The sequence below is a fragment of the Ensifer sp. KUDG1 genome (assembly GCF_050434285.1).
Taxonomy (GTDB): Bacteria; Pseudomonadota; Alphaproteobacteria; order Rhizobiales; family Rhizobiaceae; genus Ensifer.
In genome coordinates, this window is the sequence record NZ_JBNDIG010000002.1 from 81781 (window position 1) to 96824 (window position 15044).

Annotated in this window: 14 protein-coding genes; 13 read left to right on the forward strand and 1 reads right to left on the reverse strand. The window is 64.8% G+C overall.

Annotated elements, in window-relative coordinates:
- Positions 1-2: 2 nt before the first annotated feature.
- From M2267_RS05835 to M2267_RS05895, 13 genes are all read left to right on the forward strand, one after another.
- Positions 3-1121, forward strand: a complete 1119-nt coding sequence (locus tag M2267_RS05835; RefSeq protein WP_429113166.1) for an ABC transporter ATP-binding protein — start codon at positions 3-5, stop codon at positions 1119-1121.
- Positions 1118-2242: an ABC transporter ATP-binding protein gene (locus M2267_RS05840; protein ID WP_429113168.1), complete on the forward strand. Its 1125-nt coding sequence runs from the start codon at positions 1118-1120 to the stop codon at positions 2240-2242. Before M2267_RS05835 ends, M2267_RS05840 begins: the two co-directional genes overlap by 4 nt.
- Positions 2242-3819 (forward strand): FGGY-family carbohydrate kinase, encoded by a 1578-nt coding sequence (locus M2267_RS05845; protein ID WP_429113170.1) that lies wholly within the window; start codon positions 2242-2244, stop codon positions 3817-3819. The genes M2267_RS05840 and M2267_RS05845 overlap by 1 nt, the downstream gene beginning before the upstream one ends.
- On the forward strand, positions 3816-4853 hold the full coding sequence (locus M2267_RS05850; protein WP_429113172.1) for a 2-hydroxyacid dehydrogenase: 1038 nt from the start codon (positions 3816-3818) through the stop codon (positions 4851-4853). Before M2267_RS05845 ends, M2267_RS05850 begins: the two co-directional genes overlap by 4 nt.
- Positions 4853-6385, forward strand: a complete 1533-nt coding sequence (locus M2267_RS05855; RefSeq protein WP_429114501.1) for a glycerol-3-phosphate dehydrogenase — start codon at positions 4853-4855, stop codon at positions 6383-6385. The genes M2267_RS05850 and M2267_RS05855 overlap by 1 nt, the downstream gene beginning before the upstream one ends.
- Before the next feature lie 10 nt (positions 6386-6395).
- The gene (locus M2267_RS05860) at positions 6396-7448 is read left to right on the forward strand and encodes a class II aldolase/adducin family protein (RefSeq protein WP_429113173.1); all 1053 of its coding nucleotides are present in this window, start codon (positions 6396-6398) and stop codon (positions 7446-7448) included.
- Entirely contained in the window at positions 7445-8731 is a 1287-nt protein-coding gene (locus M2267_RS05865; RefSeq protein WP_429113175.1) for an FGGY-family carbohydrate kinase, read from the forward strand. The genes M2267_RS05860 and M2267_RS05865 overlap by 4 nt, the downstream gene beginning before the upstream one ends.
- Positions 8728-9579, forward strand: coding sequence for a TIGR01459 family HAD-type hydrolase (locus M2267_RS05870; RefSeq protein WP_429113177.1), 852 nt, complete (start codon positions 8728-8730; stop codon positions 9577-9579). Before M2267_RS05865 ends, M2267_RS05870 begins: the two co-directional genes overlap by 4 nt.
- Positions 9580-9593: 14 nt before the next feature.
- Positions 9594-10532, forward strand: coding sequence for a sugar phosphate isomerase/epimerase family protein (locus M2267_RS05875; RefSeq protein WP_429113180.1), 939 nt, complete (start codon positions 9594-9596; stop codon positions 10530-10532).
- A 100-nt stretch (positions 10533-10632) separates the two neighbouring features.
- The gene (locus tag M2267_RS05880; protein ID WP_429113182.1) at positions 10633-11412 is read left to right on the forward strand and encodes a DeoR/GlpR family DNA-binding transcription regulator; all 780 of its coding nucleotides are present in this window, start codon (positions 10633-10635) and stop codon (positions 11410-11412) included.
- Positions 11409-12176 carry a triose-phosphate isomerase gene (locus M2267_RS05885; RefSeq protein ID WP_429113183.1) on the forward strand — a complete coding sequence of 256 codons (768 nt, stop codon included), beginning with the start codon at positions 11409-11411 and terminating at the stop codon, positions 12174-12176. Before M2267_RS05880 ends, M2267_RS05885 begins: the two co-directional genes overlap by 4 nt.
- 42 nt (positions 12177-12218) lie before the next feature.
- Entirely contained in the window at positions 12219-12662 is a 444-nt protein-coding gene (locus M2267_RS05890) for an RpiB/LacA/LacB family sugar-phosphate isomerase (protein WP_043615766.1), read from the forward strand.
- A gap of 211 nt (positions 12663-12873) precedes the next feature.
- The gene (locus M2267_RS05895) at positions 12874-14157 is read left to right on the forward strand and encodes a low temperature requirement protein A (protein ID WP_429113185.1); all 1284 of its coding nucleotides are present in this window, start codon (positions 12874-12876) and stop codon (positions 14155-14157) included.
- Positions 14158-14512: 355 nt separating this feature from the next.
- Here the strand turns inward: M2267_RS05895 and M2267_RS05900 are convergent, their stop codons facing one another.
- Positions 14513-14986: a 6,7-dimethyl-8-ribityllumazine synthase gene (locus tag M2267_RS05900; protein ID WP_205238306.1), complete on the reverse strand. Its 474-nt coding sequence runs from the start codon at positions 14984-14986 to the stop codon at positions 14513-14515.
- Positions 14987-15044 lie beyond the last annotated feature (58 nt).

Genomic DNA, 15044 nt, shown 5'->3' on the forward strand with positions numbered 1-15044 from the left:
TCATGACCACGCTGCAACTGAAGAATATCGTCAAGCGCTACAAGAGCCAGACGGTTCTCGACGACCTCACGCTCGATGTTGCCGATGGCGAGCGGCTGGTGCTCTTCGGCCCCTCCGGCGCCGGCAAGACCGTGCTGCTGCGCCTCGTCGCCGGCGTCATCGAGCCGGACGAGGGCCGGGTGCTGATCGGCGGCGAGGACATGACCGATGTGGACGCCGAGCACCGCGGCGTCGGCATGGCCTTCCAGAATTTCGCGCTGTTCCCGCATATGAGTGCCTTCGACAATATCGCGAGCCCGCTGACGGCGACGCGCTCGTCGAAGGAGAAGATCGCCGCCGGCGTGCAGAAGGTCGCAAAGCTCCTGAAGATCGACCATGTGCTGACGCATCACCCGAAGGCGCTGTCGAACGGCCAGAAGCAGCGCACGGCCCTTGCTCGTGCGCTCGTCGGCTCGCCGCCGCTGCTTTTGCTCGACGACCCGCTGCGCAACGTCGATGCCAAGCTGCGTTTCGAGATGCGGCTGGAACTGCCGCGGCTCCTGGCTGCGGAAGGCGCGACGGTCGTCTACGTCACCCAAGACTACAAGGAGGCGATGGCGCTCGGCGACCGGATCGCGGTGATGGCCGCTGGCCGTATTCGCCAGATCGGCACGCCGCAGGAGATCTACAACGCGCCGGCCGATATCGAGATCGCCAGGCTCTTCGGCGATCCCACCATCAACCTGCTCGATGTCACGCCGCAGCGCAGCGGTGGAGACGTCTTCGTCGAGCTTTCGAACGTCCGGGTGCGGCTTGGGGATTACGGTCCCGATGTCGTCGGCCGCCAGTGCGTGCTTGGCCTGCGTCCCGAGGCGATCAGCTTCGTCGATGCGGCAGCACCGGGTGCCATCCCTGTGACGGTGGAAGCGGAAACGCCGCTCAACGAAAAGACGGTGACGCTGGCGCTGACCGCCCGTGGCCGCGAAATCCTGGTGTCGCGGCCGGCCGGCACGCCTGGTCCAACCGCAGGACCCGCCCATATTGCCGTCAATGGCATGCAGGCTTTCCTCTTCGACAAGGCGAGCGGCGCTCTTTTGCCGCGCGCCGACCTTGCAGCCAAGCGCAATGGAGAAGCGGCATGACCGACACCGCCCTTCTGATCAAGGACGTCGACAAGTTTTATGGCCCCGTCGATTACGGCGTGCATGCCGTGAAGAAGCTGAACATGGATGTGAGGAAGGGCGAGATCATCGCGCTGCTCGGCTCGTCCGGTTGCGGCAAGACCTCGACGCTGCGCATGATCGCCGGCTTCGAGGCGGTGTCGCGCGGCACGATCTCGCTTGCCGGACGCGAGGTCCAGACCCTGCCGCCGGTGCGTCGCAACGTCGCCATGGCGTTCGAAGGTTATTCGCTCTATCCGCCGCTGACGGTGCGCGAAAACATCGCCTTCGCGCTCAAGGCCTCCAAGCTCTCGCAGAGCGTCGTCGACGAGAAGGTGGCGGGCATCGCCAAGCTGCTTGAGATCGAGGACATTCTCGGGCGTTACCCGAGCTCGATCTCTGGCGGCCAGCAGCAGCGCGCCTCGCTCGGACGAGCGTTGATCCGCGACGCCAACCTGCACCTGCTCGACGAGCCGATGGGGCAGCTGGAGCCGCAGCTTCGCGCGCTGCTTCGCGGTCGCATCAAGCACTTCATCAAGGAGCGTGGGCTGACGGCGATCCTCGTCACCCACGACCAGACCGAGGCCAACGCCCTTGCCGATCGCATCGCCGTCATGGAAGGCGGCGTGCTGCAGCAGTTCGACACGCCGCAGAAGATCAAGGAGCGGCCGGCCAATCTCTTCACCGGGACCTTCGTCGGCGAGCCGCCGATGAACGTCTTCGAGGCCAGCGTCACCGGCTCCGAAAACAAGATGGCCTTTGGCCTCAAGGACGGCGTGCGGCTCGAATATCCAGCTTCGGATTTTTCGCATGCGGTGCGCGACGAATTGATCAAAAGGCAGAAAGTCGTGCTCGGCATCAGGCCTTATTCGGTGCGCCGCAGCGCCGATGGCGTCACCGGGCGTGTCGCCGTCAACCAGTGGCTCGGCGACCAGACCCATATCGCCGCGGACTTTGCCGGTGGCACCATGGTGCTCGTCGAGCATGACCGCACGGAGCTCGATGTCGGCCAGCCGATCGGCATCCACCTCGACCCGTCGAGCCTGCACGTCTTCGACGGCGAGAGCGGGCGGGCGATCAGCCATGGACAGGAGCTCGCCTGATGCGGGACATCCTCATCGGCATCGATGCGGGAACGTCGGTCATCAAGTCGGTGGCCTTCGATCTCGCCGGCCGCCAGCTTGCCATGGCGGCGCTTCCGAACGTCTATGAGGCGGTGGGCAGGGCCGGCAGCGTCCAGGACCTCGATCGCACCTGGGCGGATGCGGCAACGACGCTTGTGCAGCTCGCCGACAAGATCGAAAACCTCTCGGGTCGCGTTGCCGCGATCGCGGTGACCGGGCAGGGCGATGGCACCTGGATGATCGACAGGGCCGGGGAGCCCGTCGGCAAGGGCTGGCTCTGGCTCGATGCGCGCGCCGGCGAGACGGTGGAGCGGCTGCGCGGCGACAGCGGGGATACCGCCCGTTTTGAAAGCACTGGCTCGGGCCTTGCCGCGTGCCAGCAGGGGCCGCAGCTTCGCTGGATGAGCGACCATGCGCCCGAGATGCTCTCGGGCGTCGCAACTACCTTCCACTGCAAGGACTGGCTTTATTTCAAGCTGACCGGCAAGCGCGCGACCGATCCCTCCGAGGCGAATTTCAGCTTCGGCAATTTTCGCACCCGCAGCTACAACGACGATGTCATCCGCTTTCTCGGGCTCGAAAAGCTGAAACATGTGCTGCCGGAGATCGTCGACGGTGCTGCGACCCATCACGCACTTTCGGCGGAAGCAGCAGGCATTACCGGCCTCACCGAGGGCACGCCGATCGTGCTCGGCTATGTCGATGTCGTTTGCACCGCGCTTGGCGCCGGGCTTTATGATCCGGGCACCGATACCGGCTGCTCGATCATCGGCTCGACCGGCATGCATATGCGGCTCGCCAACGGCGCCGACGATGTGCGGCTGAATCGGGACTTGACCGGCTACACCATGTGCATGCCGATCCCCGGCGCCTACGCGCAGATGCAGTCCAACATGGCGGCGACGCTCAACATCGACTGGATCCTGTCGCTCGCGTCCGGCCTGTTGAAGGGCATGGGGGTGGAGAAATCGAAGAGCGAGCTGCTCGCTTATGTCGATGGCTGGCTCGCGGACGCCAAGGACACGCCGCTGATCTTCCAGCCCTATATTTCGGAGGCCGGCGAGCGCGGACCTTTCGTCGACGCGACGGCGCGTGCCTCCTTCGTCGGGCTCTCGATCAACCACGGCTTTCCCGAGATGGTGAAGGCGGTCCTTGACGGGCTCGCCATGGCAGCGCGCGATTGTTACGCCGAGATGGGGCCGCTGCCCGGGCGTATTCGCCTGACGGGTGGCGCTGCCCGCAGCGGTTCGCTTCGCCGCATTCTGGGTGCTGCTCTCGGTGCCAGCGTGCAGACGAGCGAACGCGAGGAGGCCGGGGCTGCGGGTGCGGCGATGATCGCCGCCGTCTCGCTCGGCATCTATCCCTCGATGGCCGATTGCCTGGGCGATTGGGTCACGCCCTATCAACGGCCGGCCGAAGCCGCCGACCCGGCGCTTGCCCGCCGCTATGACGAACTCTTCCCCACCTACCAGCAGTCGCGCACAGCGCTCAGGCCCGTCTGGCACGCACTCTCCCAAGGTGCGGCCGCGGGAACTCAACAGGAAACATCGAAATGAAGAAGATAGCCATTATCGGCGACCGGTTCATGCTGCCGGACGTGTTTCGCGACAAGATCGTCGAGGCGACCGGCAACGGCCATGACATCCGCACGCTCGAACTGCCCTGGCCGGATGTGCCGATGGAGCACGGCTATGCCGTCGAAGGCATGGACGGTCTCAAGGAATATCTGGGCAAGCCGGAGGATATGATCGACTTCATCGGCGATGCCGAAATCCTGGTGACGCAGCTGGCGCCGCTGTCGCGCGGAATGCTCGAGGCGTTGCCCGGCCTTAAGCTCGTCGCCGTCTCGCGCGGCGGTCCTGTCAATATCGACATGGGCGCTGCGCGCGATGCGGGCGTTCGTGTCGTCAATACGCCTGGCCGAAATGCCAACGCCGTCGCCGAGTTCACGCTCGGCGCGATCCTTGCCGAAACACGGCTGATCCGCACCGGCCACGAAGCCCTGCGCAAGGGCGAGTGGCGCGGCGATCTCTACCGCGCCGACCGCACCGGCCGCGAGCTCTGCGAAATGACCGTCGGCGTCATCGGCTACGGCAATATCGGCACCAAGGTGGTGCGGCTGTTGCGGGCCTTTGGCACCAAGGTGCTGGTGCATGATCCCTATGTGCAGCTCTCGGCCGACGATCTCAACGCCGGCGTCGAGCAGGTTTCGCTCGACACGCTTCTCTCCCGCTCCGACGTCGTGACGCTGCATCCGCGGGTCACCGAGGAGACGCGCAACATGATGAACGCCGAGACCTTCGCCAAGATGAAGCCCGGCGCAATCTTCGTGAACACGGCACGCGGACCGCTCTGCGACTATGACGCGCTTTACGAGAACCTGGTGAGCGGCCACCTGTCGGCGGCGATGCTGGAGACCTTCGCGATCGAGCCGGTGCCGGAGGACTGGCCGCTGCTGCAACTGCCGAACGTGACGCTGACGCCGCATATTGCCGGCGCCTCGGTGCGCACCGTGACCTTTGCCGCCGAAATGGCGGCCGAGGAAGTCCGCCGATATATCGCCGGTCTGCCGCCGGTCAATCCGTGCTGATGACAGGAGGAACGACGTTGAGTTCCGAGACCGGAATATACGATCTGTTCGTCGTCGGCGGCGGCGTCAACGGCGCGGGCATTGCGCGCGACGCGGCAGGGCGCGGGCTCTCGGTGCTGTTGTGCGAGAAGGACGATCTGGCCCAGGGCACCAGTTCGCGCTCCGGCAAGCTGGTGCATGGCGGCCTGCGCTACCTCGAATATTACGAGTTCCGCCTGGTGCGCGAGGCGCTGATCGAGCGCGAGGTGCTGCTGCAATCCGCGCCGCACATCATCTGGCCGATGCGTTTCGTGCTGCCGCACAATCCTGAGGACCGGCCTGCGTGGCTCGTCCGGCTCGGCCTCTTCCTCTACGACCATCTCGGCGGCCGCAAGCGGTTGCCGGGTACCCGCAGCCTCAATCTTCAAACCGCGCCCGAGGGCGCGCCGATCAAGCGTGCGTATCGCAAGGCCTTCGAATATTCCGACTGTTGGGTGGACGACGCGCGTCTGGTCGTTCTGAACGCGCTCGATGCCCGTGATCGTGGTGCCCGCGTGCTGACACGCACCGCCTGCAGCGCGATCCGACGGCGCGACGGGCTCTGGTCTATCGAGATGACTGATACGCGCACCGGCGCCAAGACCGAGGCGAGGGCGCGCTGTGTGGTCAACACCGCCGGCCCCTGGGTCAACGACGTCATCGGCCGGATCGGCGGCTTGAACTCCAGCCGCAGCGTGCGCCTCGTCAAGGGTAGCCACATCGTCGTGCCGAAATTCTGGGAGGGGCGGCAGGCCTATCTGGTGCAGAACACGGACAAGCGGGTGATCTTCATCAATCCCTACCAGAACGACCTGGCGCTGATCGGCACGACCGATATCCCCTATGAAGGCCGGCCGGAGGACGTGGCCGCCGACGACAACGAGATCGCCTATCTCCTGAAATCGGTGAACCGCTACTTCAAGCAGCAACTGACGTCTGACGATATCGTCTACAGCTTCTCCGGCGTGCGGCCGCTCTATGACGACAATGCCGAAAACCCCTCGGCCGTCACCCGCGACTATATCTTCGAGGTCGATGCGGCCGACGGGCAGCCGCCGTTGCTCTCGGTCTTCGGCGGCAAGATCACCACCTTCCGCAAGCTCTCCGAACATGCGCTGGAACGGCTGAAGCCCTTCTTCCCGAGGATGGGGCCGGCCTGGACGGCGAAGGCGCATCTGCCGGGCGGCGACATGGCGGAGGCCGATTTCGATTTGTTCCTGGGCGAGCTCAAGGCGCGCTATCGCTGGTTGCCATCGGACCTCGCCAAGCACTACGCGCGCCTCTATGGCACCCGGACACATGCGTTGCTGGCTGGCGCCACGTCGCTCGAGGATCTCGGTCCGGCCTTCGGGCCGCTCTTCCATGAGTGCGAGGCGCGCTTCCTCATCGAAAACGAATGGGCGCTGGCGGTGGACGACATTCTCGACCGGCGCACCAAGCATGGCCTGCACATGACGCAGGCCGAGCGGCAGGCCTTTACCCATTGGCTGGACCGCCAGCAGGCGGCGGCCTGAAGGAGAACGGATGCGAAGTCTGGAATTCGAAGCGCTTCTCGATCTCTCGGCCCGTGTCGGCTCGGATCCGCTGCTGGTGCAGGGGGCGGGCGGCAACACCTCGATCAAGGAGGGCGGAACGCTCTGGATCAAGGCGTCTGGTCTGTGGCTGGCGCATGCCCGCCAGCGCGACGTCATGGTGCCGGTGGCGCTCGAGCCCTTGCTCGAAGCACTGGATGCGAACGACCCAGCAACCGAGAAGGCGCAGGATTTCGTGATCGCAGAGCGCAACCCCTCGGGCCTGCGCCCCTCGATTGAAACGACCGTGCATGCGCTGATGCCGCAAAAGGTGGTGGTGCATGTGCACTGCGTCGAGACGATCGCGACGGCGGTGCAGACCAACGGTGCGGCAATCGCTGCCGAGCGGCTTGCCGGCTACCCCCATGTCTTCGTGCCCTATGCTCGCCCGGGCCTGCCGCTAGCGAAAGCGATTGCCGAGCGGATGCAGGACAATACGTCGGTGCTGTTACTTGGCAATCACGGCCTGGTGGTCGCTGCTGAAACCGTGGTCGATGCCGCGATCCTGCTGACGGATATTACCCGTCGGCTGACCGGCGCACGCAGGATGGCTCCCGCCGCCGATGTGGCGGCGCTTTCGCGCCTTGCGGTCGACAGCGACTACCGTCTGCCGGAGGACGTTGCCCTGCATTCGGTCGCCGCCGATCTCGATAGCTGCCGGCTTGCCGCCGGCGGCAGCCTCTACCCCGATCACGTCATCTTCCTTGGCAAGGGCGTCGTGGTCGCCGCGCCCGGCGAGACCGCGCTTTCGATCGAGACGAAGCTGCGTGCGGGCGGCGAGAGCCTGCCCCCGTTGCTGCTCTTCCCGGGCAAGGGCGTGCTGGTGCAGAAGGAGATATCCGCTGGTGCCTTCGCCATGGCGCGATGCCTTGCGGACGTGACGGCGCGCATCCCGACGGACGCACGGCTGCGCTACCTGACGGAGGCCGAAAACGCGGAACTTCTCGGCTGGGATGCCGAGAAATACCGCCAGCAGCTCAATCGCGCCGGGCAGGTGCTGCAATGAGTGGCCAATCGGACAAGCTCGTCATCGGCATCGACCTTGGCACTTCGGGCGCCCGTGCGGTCGCCATGGCGGTGGACGGGACCGTCGTCGCATCAGGTGCGGCGAAGCTCTCGGCTTTCTCCACCGATCACCGCGATCCCGTGGGTTGGTGGAAAGCGGTGCAGGCGGCGCTTGAGGAAGCGCTTGGCTGTATCGACAGGCGGAAGGTCGTTGCAGTTTCGATCGACGGCACGTCGGGCACGATGTTGCCGGTCGATGAGAGAGGCGCGCCGCTGGCGACGCCGATGATGTACAACGATCCGGTTGTCGACCGCGCGCTGCTCGACGCGGTCGCGGCCCATGCGCCGCGCGAAAGTGCCGCCCATGGCGCCACATCCGGCCTTGCCAAGCTTCTTGCTTTCCAGACTGTGCCGGGTGTCTTCCGGGTGATCCATCAGGCCGATTGGCTGGCCGGCCATTTCACCGGGCTCTACGATGTCTCCGACGAGAACAATGCGCTGAAGACCGGCTACGATCCCGTGTCGCGGTCCTGGCCGGACTGGATGGAAAGGACCGGCGCGCTTGTCGATCTGCTGCCGGATGTGCTGCCGGCCGGTGCGCCAATCGCGACGATCTCGCCGGAAGCGGCCGAAGCCTTCGGGCTTTCGGATGATGTGGCGATCGTTGCCGGCACCACGGACGGATGCGCCTCGTTCCTGGCCACCGGCGCCGATCAGCCGGGCGACGGTGTCAGCGCGCTCGGCACGACGCTGACGGTGAAGATGCTGTCCGACCGTCCGCTGTTTGCGCCGGAATACGGGCTCTACAGCCACCGCATCGGCGAGATGTGGCTCGCGGGCGGAGCGTCCAATACGGGCGGGGTGGTTCTGGCGGAACATTTCTCAGCCGACCGGATCGCTGCACTTTCGGCCGGGATCGATCCGGCCATCGACACCGGGCTCGACTATTATCCGCTGGTGAAATCAGGCGAGCGCTTTCCGATCGTCGATCCGGATTTCGCCCCGCGCATGAGCCCACGACCGGCCGACGACGCGACCTTCCTCAAGGCGATCTTCGAGGGCATCGCCGGCGTCGAGAGCCTCGCCTATCAGCGGCTGACAGCGCTTGGCGGACCGGGGCTCCGATCGCTTCGCAGTGTCGGCGGTGGCGCAAAGAATGCGGCCTGGAGCGCTATCCGGGCGCGCAAGCTCGGCGTTCCGTTCCTGCCGGTTCTCTCCGAGGAGCCGGCGGCCGGCACGGCGCGGCTTGCTCTTGCGGGTGCCAGAAAGGCTGGTGTGTTGTGACGTTTGCTCAAACGACTGCGATCGAGGGACTTGGCGAGATTGCCGATCGCTACGACGCCTTCCTGATCGATCAGTTCGGGGTGCTGCGCGATGGCCGCGGGCCCTATCCGGGAGCGGCCGAAACGCTGGTCAAGCTGAAGGATGCGGGAAAGCGCATCATCATCCTCTCGAATTCCGGCAAGCGGTCGGCGGAAAACGATCGCCGCCTCGTCGATCTCGGTTTCGTCTCGGGGAGCTGGGATTGGTTCCTGACCTCGGGCGAGGTCGCCTGGCAGATCCTCAGGCGGGAAGGTGCGGGTGCCGTGGACAAGCGGCGCAAGTGCCTGCTGATCAGTCGCGACGGTGACGTCTCGCCGCTGACGGGGCTAGACCTCGAACGCACGGAGAGTGGTGCCGATGCCGATTTCGTGCTGCTCGCCGCGAGCGAGGGCGATGTCCATCCGCTTTCCCACTACGAGGCGCTGCTGGCGCCGGCCGCCAGACGCGGCGTGCCCTGTCTCTGCACCAATCCGGACAAGGTGATGCTGACGAAGGAAGGTACCGCCTTCGGCGCGGGCCGCATCGCCGAGCTTTACGAGGAACTCGGCGGAACCGTTCGCTGGATCGGCAAACCCTTTGCCGACATCTATGCGTCAGCGCTCGATTTCCTCGGGCAGCCCGAACCGACACGGGTCTGCGCGATCGGCGACAGCATCGAGCACGACATTGTGGGGGCGGCGGGTGCCGGGCTTCATTCCGTGCTGGTGACGACGGGCATTCTGGAACGCGCCTCCGAGGAGGAGCGTCGCAAGCTCTTTGCCGAACATGACGCCAGGCCCGACTTCATCCTTCCGAAATTCATCTGGTAGCCGGGAGTAAAGCCGTGGCCTTCACGCTGTCGCTCAACACCAATCCGCTGGTCAACCGCTTCGCCGAGCCCGATGACCTCATAGACACGATCGCCGAGAAGATCCGTATCGGCTACGTGCAGCTCACCCACGAGTTCGTCAATCCCGGCTGGCCGGCCGCAACTATCGCCAAGACCCTCAGGCAGTTTCGTCGGGCAATCGACCGCACCGGCGTGAAGGTCACCTCGGGCATGACCGGGCCCTATGGCAGGCTCAACCATTTCGGCCATCCGGACCCGGATGTCAGGCGCTACTATGTCGACTGGTTCAAGACCTTTGCCGATATCTCCGCCGAACTCGGCGCCTCCGGCATGGGCACGCAGTTCGCGATCTTCACGCTCAAGGACTACGACGACCCGGCGCGGCGCGAGGAGATGATGCGGATCGCCATCGACTGCTGGCGCGAGGTGGCCGAGCACGGCAAGGCGGCGGGGCTCGACTACGTCTTCTGGGAGCCGATGTCGGTCGGTCGCGAGTTCGGCCACACGATCGCGGAATGCCGGACGCTCGACCGGCGGCTCGCAGAAGCGCAGCTGCCGATCCCGATGAAGATGATGGTCGATATCGACCATGGCGACGTCACCTCCGACAACCCCGACGACATCGATCCCTATGCCTGGGCCGGTGCCTTCCCGGAGCGTTCCCCGATCATCCACATCAAGCAGTCGTCGATGAACAAGGGCGGCCACTGGCCGTTTACCGCCGCCTATAACCGCGACGGCCGGATCACGCCGGAGAAGCTGATCGGCGCGGTTAAGGCCGGTGGCGGCACCGACAACGAGATCTGCCTGGAGCTTTCCTTCCGTGAGCGCGAGCCGACGGATCACAACGTCGTCGAGATGATCCGGGAGTCGGTCGAATTTTGGGAGCCCCATATCGACACCGGCTTCAATCGCACAGAAAAATCACACTGAAAGATCACAAAATCACGTTGCATAAATTGAAATATCACAAATAGGTGTTATCTTCTCACGGTGAGCGCGGCCAAGGCTGCGCGCGATCGGGACCGAGACGATGAAGCCGGAAGACAGGCGACAGGCGATCATGGATGTGCTGATGGAGGCCGGAACGGCGTCCGTCGAAGACCTGTCCTTACGCTTTGGCGTCAGCAAGATGACGGTGCATCGCGACCTCGACGACCTCGAACAGGCGGGTCTGTTGCGCAAGGTGCATGGCGGCGCCTCGATCCAGTCGAGCCCGCAATTCGAAAGCGATTTCCGTTACCGCGAGAAGATCGCGATTTCGGAGAAGCGGCGCATTGCCGAACATGCGGCGAGCCTGATCGAACCGGGGCAGAGCATCCTGATCGACGACAGCTCGACGACGGGCGCGATCGCCGAGTGCATCCGCGACATCCGCCCGCTTACGGTCATCACCAACAATCTCGGCGTCATCACCAGCCTTTCAGGCGCGCCAGGCATCAATGTGATCGCGCTCGGGGGCCAGTACAGCAAGAAGTTCAACGGCTTCTTCGGCATCGTCACCGACGAGGCGCTCAGGTCGCTGCGCGTCGATGTCGCCTTTCTCTCCAGTTCTGCGATCGAGGGCACCACGGCCTTCCACCAGGACCAGGAGGTGGTGCAGGCCAAGCGCCTGATGGTGAAGGCGGCCAAGCGCAAATACCTGCTGGTGGACCACGACAAATTCGGGCGCTCGGCGCTCCATTTCCTGACCGGGCTTAATGCCTTCGACGCAGTGCTGACCGGCTCGGAAGTTTCGGCCGAACACGCAGCGCCACTCGAAGAGGCGGGCATCCGGCTGGTCAGGGTCGAAAATCGCAAGGAGAAAGCATGAAGAAGTCGGGCCTTTGGGTCGGAACCAGCTGGAAGATGAACAAGACGCTCGCCGAGGCGATGGTCTTTGCCGAGGGTCTTGCTGCGGCCGACGCGTCGCGTGACGAGCGCATCCAGCGTTTCGTCATTCCGCCGTTCACGGCCGTGCGCGAGGTCAAGGCGAGACTTTCCGGCACCAGCGTCAAGGTCGGCGCGCAGAACATGCATTGGGACGATGCCGGCGCCTGGACCGGCGAGGTGTCGCCGCTGATGCTGAGGGATTGCGACCTCGACGTGGTCGAGCTCGGCCACAGCGAGCGCCGCGAGCATTTCGGCGAGACCGACCGCACCGTCGGCCTGAAGACGGCAGCCGCCGTGCGCCATGGCCTGGTGCCGCTGATCTGCATCGGCGAGACTCTTTCCGAGCGCGAAGCGGGCGAGGCAGACCAAGTGCTGAAGCGCCAGGTCGAGGGCGCGCTGGCACTTCTCGAAGGCGAGGCGAAGACGGCGACGATCCTGCTTGCCTACGAGCCGGTCTGGGCGATCGGCGTCAACGGTATCCCGGCGACGGCTGACTATGCCGACGAGCGCCATAAGCGCATCGCCGAGGTGGCGGAAGCGACACTCGGCCGGCGCGTGCCGGTGCTCTACGGCGGCAGCGTCAATCCGGGCAATTGCGAAGAACTGATCACCCAGGCGCATATCGACGGCCTCTTCATCGGCCGCTCCGCCTGGGACGTGAATGGCTATCTCGACATTCTGCAGCGCGTCGCCAAGGCGATCTGAGCCTCCGGCCGTTGCAGCTCAAGAAGAACGAAAGGAACAATCATGAAGATTGCAATTGGAGCCGACAGCGCCGGCAAGCCCCTGCTGGATGTCATTGCCGCCCATCTGAGCGGCCGCAGCGACGTGGAAGTCGTCGACCTCAGCCAGTCCGGCTTCTATGCGGACCTCGCACAGAACCTGGCGCAGCAGGTTGTCGAGGGCAAGCATGACCGCGGCATCCTGTTCTGCGGCACCGGCATCGGCGTGTGCATCTCCGCCAACAAGGTGCCGGGCATCCGCGCGGCGTTGACGCACGACACCTATTCGGCCGAGCGTGCGGCAAAGTCGAACAACGCCCAGATCATCACCATGGGCGCCCGCGTCATCGGACCGGAACTGGCAAAGTCGATCGTCGACACCTGGCTCGCCTCCGAGTTCGACCCGAACGGCTCTTCGGCCGGCAATGTCGAGGCGATCAACCGCCTGGATGCGGCGCGAGCCGGCTGAGGAAAAGGGCGGGCGGCTTGCTGTCTGCATCCGGTTCCCGGTTCAAGGCCTACCCAATCTCGCGATGCCGTTGATCCTCCCTCAGGCATCGTGACGACACGCCCGGCAGCGATGCCGGGCGTTTTCATGTCCGGTCTTGCGCTTCGTCTTGACGAGGCTTCTGCAAATATTTGAATATTCTTGCGGATCGTCAAATGAGGGACGCTGCCGCATGAGTGAAACCACCTCGACCGAGCCGCATCAAAGCGCGCACCACCACGTGGCGCGCATGAGCGGCCGCGACACGCATGAACATCACCGGACCGCGACGACGCTCGAGCTGCTGTTCGACCTGACCTTCGTCATTGCCTTCAGCCTGGCTGCTTCGCAGCTTGCCCATTTCCTCGCCGAGGGGCACATCTTTGCCGGCCTCTTCGGCTTTGCGCTCGCGACCTTCTCGATCTGCTGGGCCTGGATCAATTTCAGCTGGTTTGCCTCCGCTTATGACACGGACGACTGGATTTTCCGCGCCGTTACCATGGTGCAGATGGTCGGCGTGCTGATCCTTGCGATCGGCCTGCCGCCGATGTTCGAGTCGATCGACAAGGGTGAGCATCTCGACAACGGCATTATGGTGCTCGGCTACGTCGTCATGCGGGTGGCGATGCTCTTCCAATGGCTGCGCGCGAGCCGCCAGGACCCGGCACGGCGCAATGCCTGCCTCACCTATGTGAAAGCGATCAGCGTCGCCCAGATCGGCTGGGTCGTGCTGATCTTCGTCGACTTCTCGCTGCTGGTGACCTTCGCCATGGTCGTCGGGCTCACGGCGATCGAGATGCTCGGCCCCTATTTCGCCGAGACGCGGGACGGCGGCACGCCCTGGCATGCGCACCACATCGCCGAGCGCTACGGGCTTCTTGCCATCATCGCCCTTGGGGAAGGGGTCGTCGGCACGGTCGCCTCGATCTCGGCCGTGGTCGAGGGGCAGGGCTGGGACCTCAATGTCGCGCTCGTCTGCCTCGCCGGCACGGGGCTCACCTTCGGGATGTGGTGGATCTATTTCCTGCTGCCGAGTGCGGAGATCCTGCACCACTACCGTCTCAAGCGGGCCTTCGTCTGGGGCTACGGCCACATGCCGATCTTCGCCTCGATCGTTGCGACCGGCGCCGGCCTGCATGTGGCGGCCTATTACATCGAGCACAAGGCGCATATCGGTTCGGTCGCGACGGTGCTGACGGTGGCGGTGCCCGTCGCGTGCTACATCGGGCTGCTCTACGCGATGTACGCCTATCTCATGCAGCAGGTGGACCGCCTGCATCTCTGGCTGCTCGCTGGCACAGCGCTGGTGCTGGCAGCGTCCGTGGTTGCGGCGATCGCCGGGCTCGACATGGCCAAGTGCCTGATCATCCTGATGCTGGCACCGGTCGTCACCATCGTCGGCTACGAGGTGGCGGGGCATCGCCACCGCATGGCGGCTCTGGAGCGCAGCCTGCACAAGGGTGATGCGGCGCATTGATTTTGCGAGTCGAAACAGCGGCTTGTCCTTTAACGCTGACGAACCGATTCAGGCGCTTCACGAATTGATTCAGGAGGGGTTGGTAGGGCGTGGCTGCCCCTCACCCTAGCCCTCTCCCCGCAGGCGGGGAGAGGGGACGAGCTCCATAGCCAACCCGTGCTTCTCAGTCCGGGCGGACCTCGTCCTCGAAGGTGAAGGGTGAGTTTAGGCGACACGAGCGCCGCGCGTGTCCTTCTCCCCGCGTGCGGGGAGAAGGTGGCGGCAGCCGGATGAGGGGCAAGCCCTCACCGTGCGGATGAGGGGCAGCCGCCATTGCGGCGCCGTCAGGCCGGCTGATGTCGGAGCCCGCAGCCGATCAGGCGTTGACGAGCGCCAGCTTGGCGCGGGCGTCGAGGATCTGGGCGCAGGCGTTGGCCGCTTCCGTGCCCTTGGTCACGAAGTGCTCGCGGAAGAAGGCGATCAGCGGTTCGCTTTCCTGGAAATTGTGCGGCGTCAGCACGGCCGAAAGCACCGGCACGTTGGTGTCGAGCTGCACGCGCATCATGCCGTCGAGTACAGTGCCGGCGACGAAATCGTGGCGGTAGATGCCGCCGTCGACGACGAAGGCGGTGCCGAGGATCGCGGCATAGCGGCCGGTCTTGGCCAGCGTCTGTGCATGCAGCGGGATTTCGAGTGCGCCCGGCACGTCGAAGATCTCGACATCGGCCGCCGAGCCGCCAAGCTTCGTCCATTGCGCGACAAAGGCATCGACGCAGCGGTCGACGATATCGGCATGCCAACGGGCACGAACGATCGCGATCTTGGCTGTGGGGTGGGAAAGAATGGTCATGGTCTCAAGCCTTTCAGGGTTTGGCGTTTTTCCAATGATCCCGTCGGGCGAACATGCA

What these genes read in the sequence shown, in the direction of transcription:
- M2267_RS05845 (WP_429113170.1), top strand. Translation starts at nt 2,242, where the DNA reads ATGCGGGACATCCTCATCGGCATCGATGCGGGAACGTCGGTCATCAAG.
- M2267_RS05855 (WP_429114501.1), top strand. Translation starts at nt 4,853, where the DNA reads ATGACAGGAGGAACGACGTTGAGTTCCGAGACCGGAATATACGATCTG.
- M2267_RS05840 (WP_429113168.1), top strand. Translation starts at nt 1,118, where the DNA reads ATGACCGACACCGCCCTTCTGATCAAGGACGTCGACAAGTTTTATGGC.
- M2267_RS05880 (WP_429113182.1), top strand. Translation starts at nt 10,633, where the DNA reads ATGAAGCCGGAAGACAGGCGACAGGCGATCATGGATGTGCTGATGGAG.
- M2267_RS05860 (WP_429113173.1), top strand. Translation starts at nt 6,396, where the DNA reads ATGCGAAGTCTGGAATTCGAAGCGCTTCTCGATCTCTCGGCCCGTGTC.
- M2267_RS05890 (WP_043615766.1), top strand. Translation starts at nt 12,219, where the DNA reads ATGAAGATTGCAATTGGAGCCGACAGCGCCGGCAAGCCCCTGCTGGAT.
- M2267_RS05895 (WP_429113185.1), top strand. Translation starts at nt 12,874, where the DNA reads ATGAGTGAAACCACCTCGACCGAGCCGCATCAAAGCGCGCACCACCAC.
- M2267_RS05850 (WP_429113172.1), top strand. Translation starts at nt 3,816, where the DNA reads ATGAAGAAGATAGCCATTATCGGCGACCGGTTCATGCTGCCGGACGTG.
- M2267_RS05900 (WP_205238306.1), bottom strand. Translation starts at nt 14,986, where the DNA reads ATGACCATTCTTTCCCACCCCACAGCCAAGATCGCGATCGTTCGTGCC.
- M2267_RS05865 (WP_429113175.1), top strand. Translation starts at nt 7,445, where the DNA reads ATGAGTGGCCAATCGGACAAGCTCGTCATCGGCATCGACCTTGGCACT.
- M2267_RS05885 (WP_429113183.1), top strand. Translation starts at nt 11,409, where the DNA reads ATGAAGAAGTCGGGCCTTTGGGTCGGAACCAGCTGGAAGATGAACAAG.
- M2267_RS05835 (WP_429113166.1), top strand. Translation starts at nt 3, where the DNA reads ATGACCACGCTGCAACTGAAGAATATCGTCAAGCGCTACAAGAGCCAG.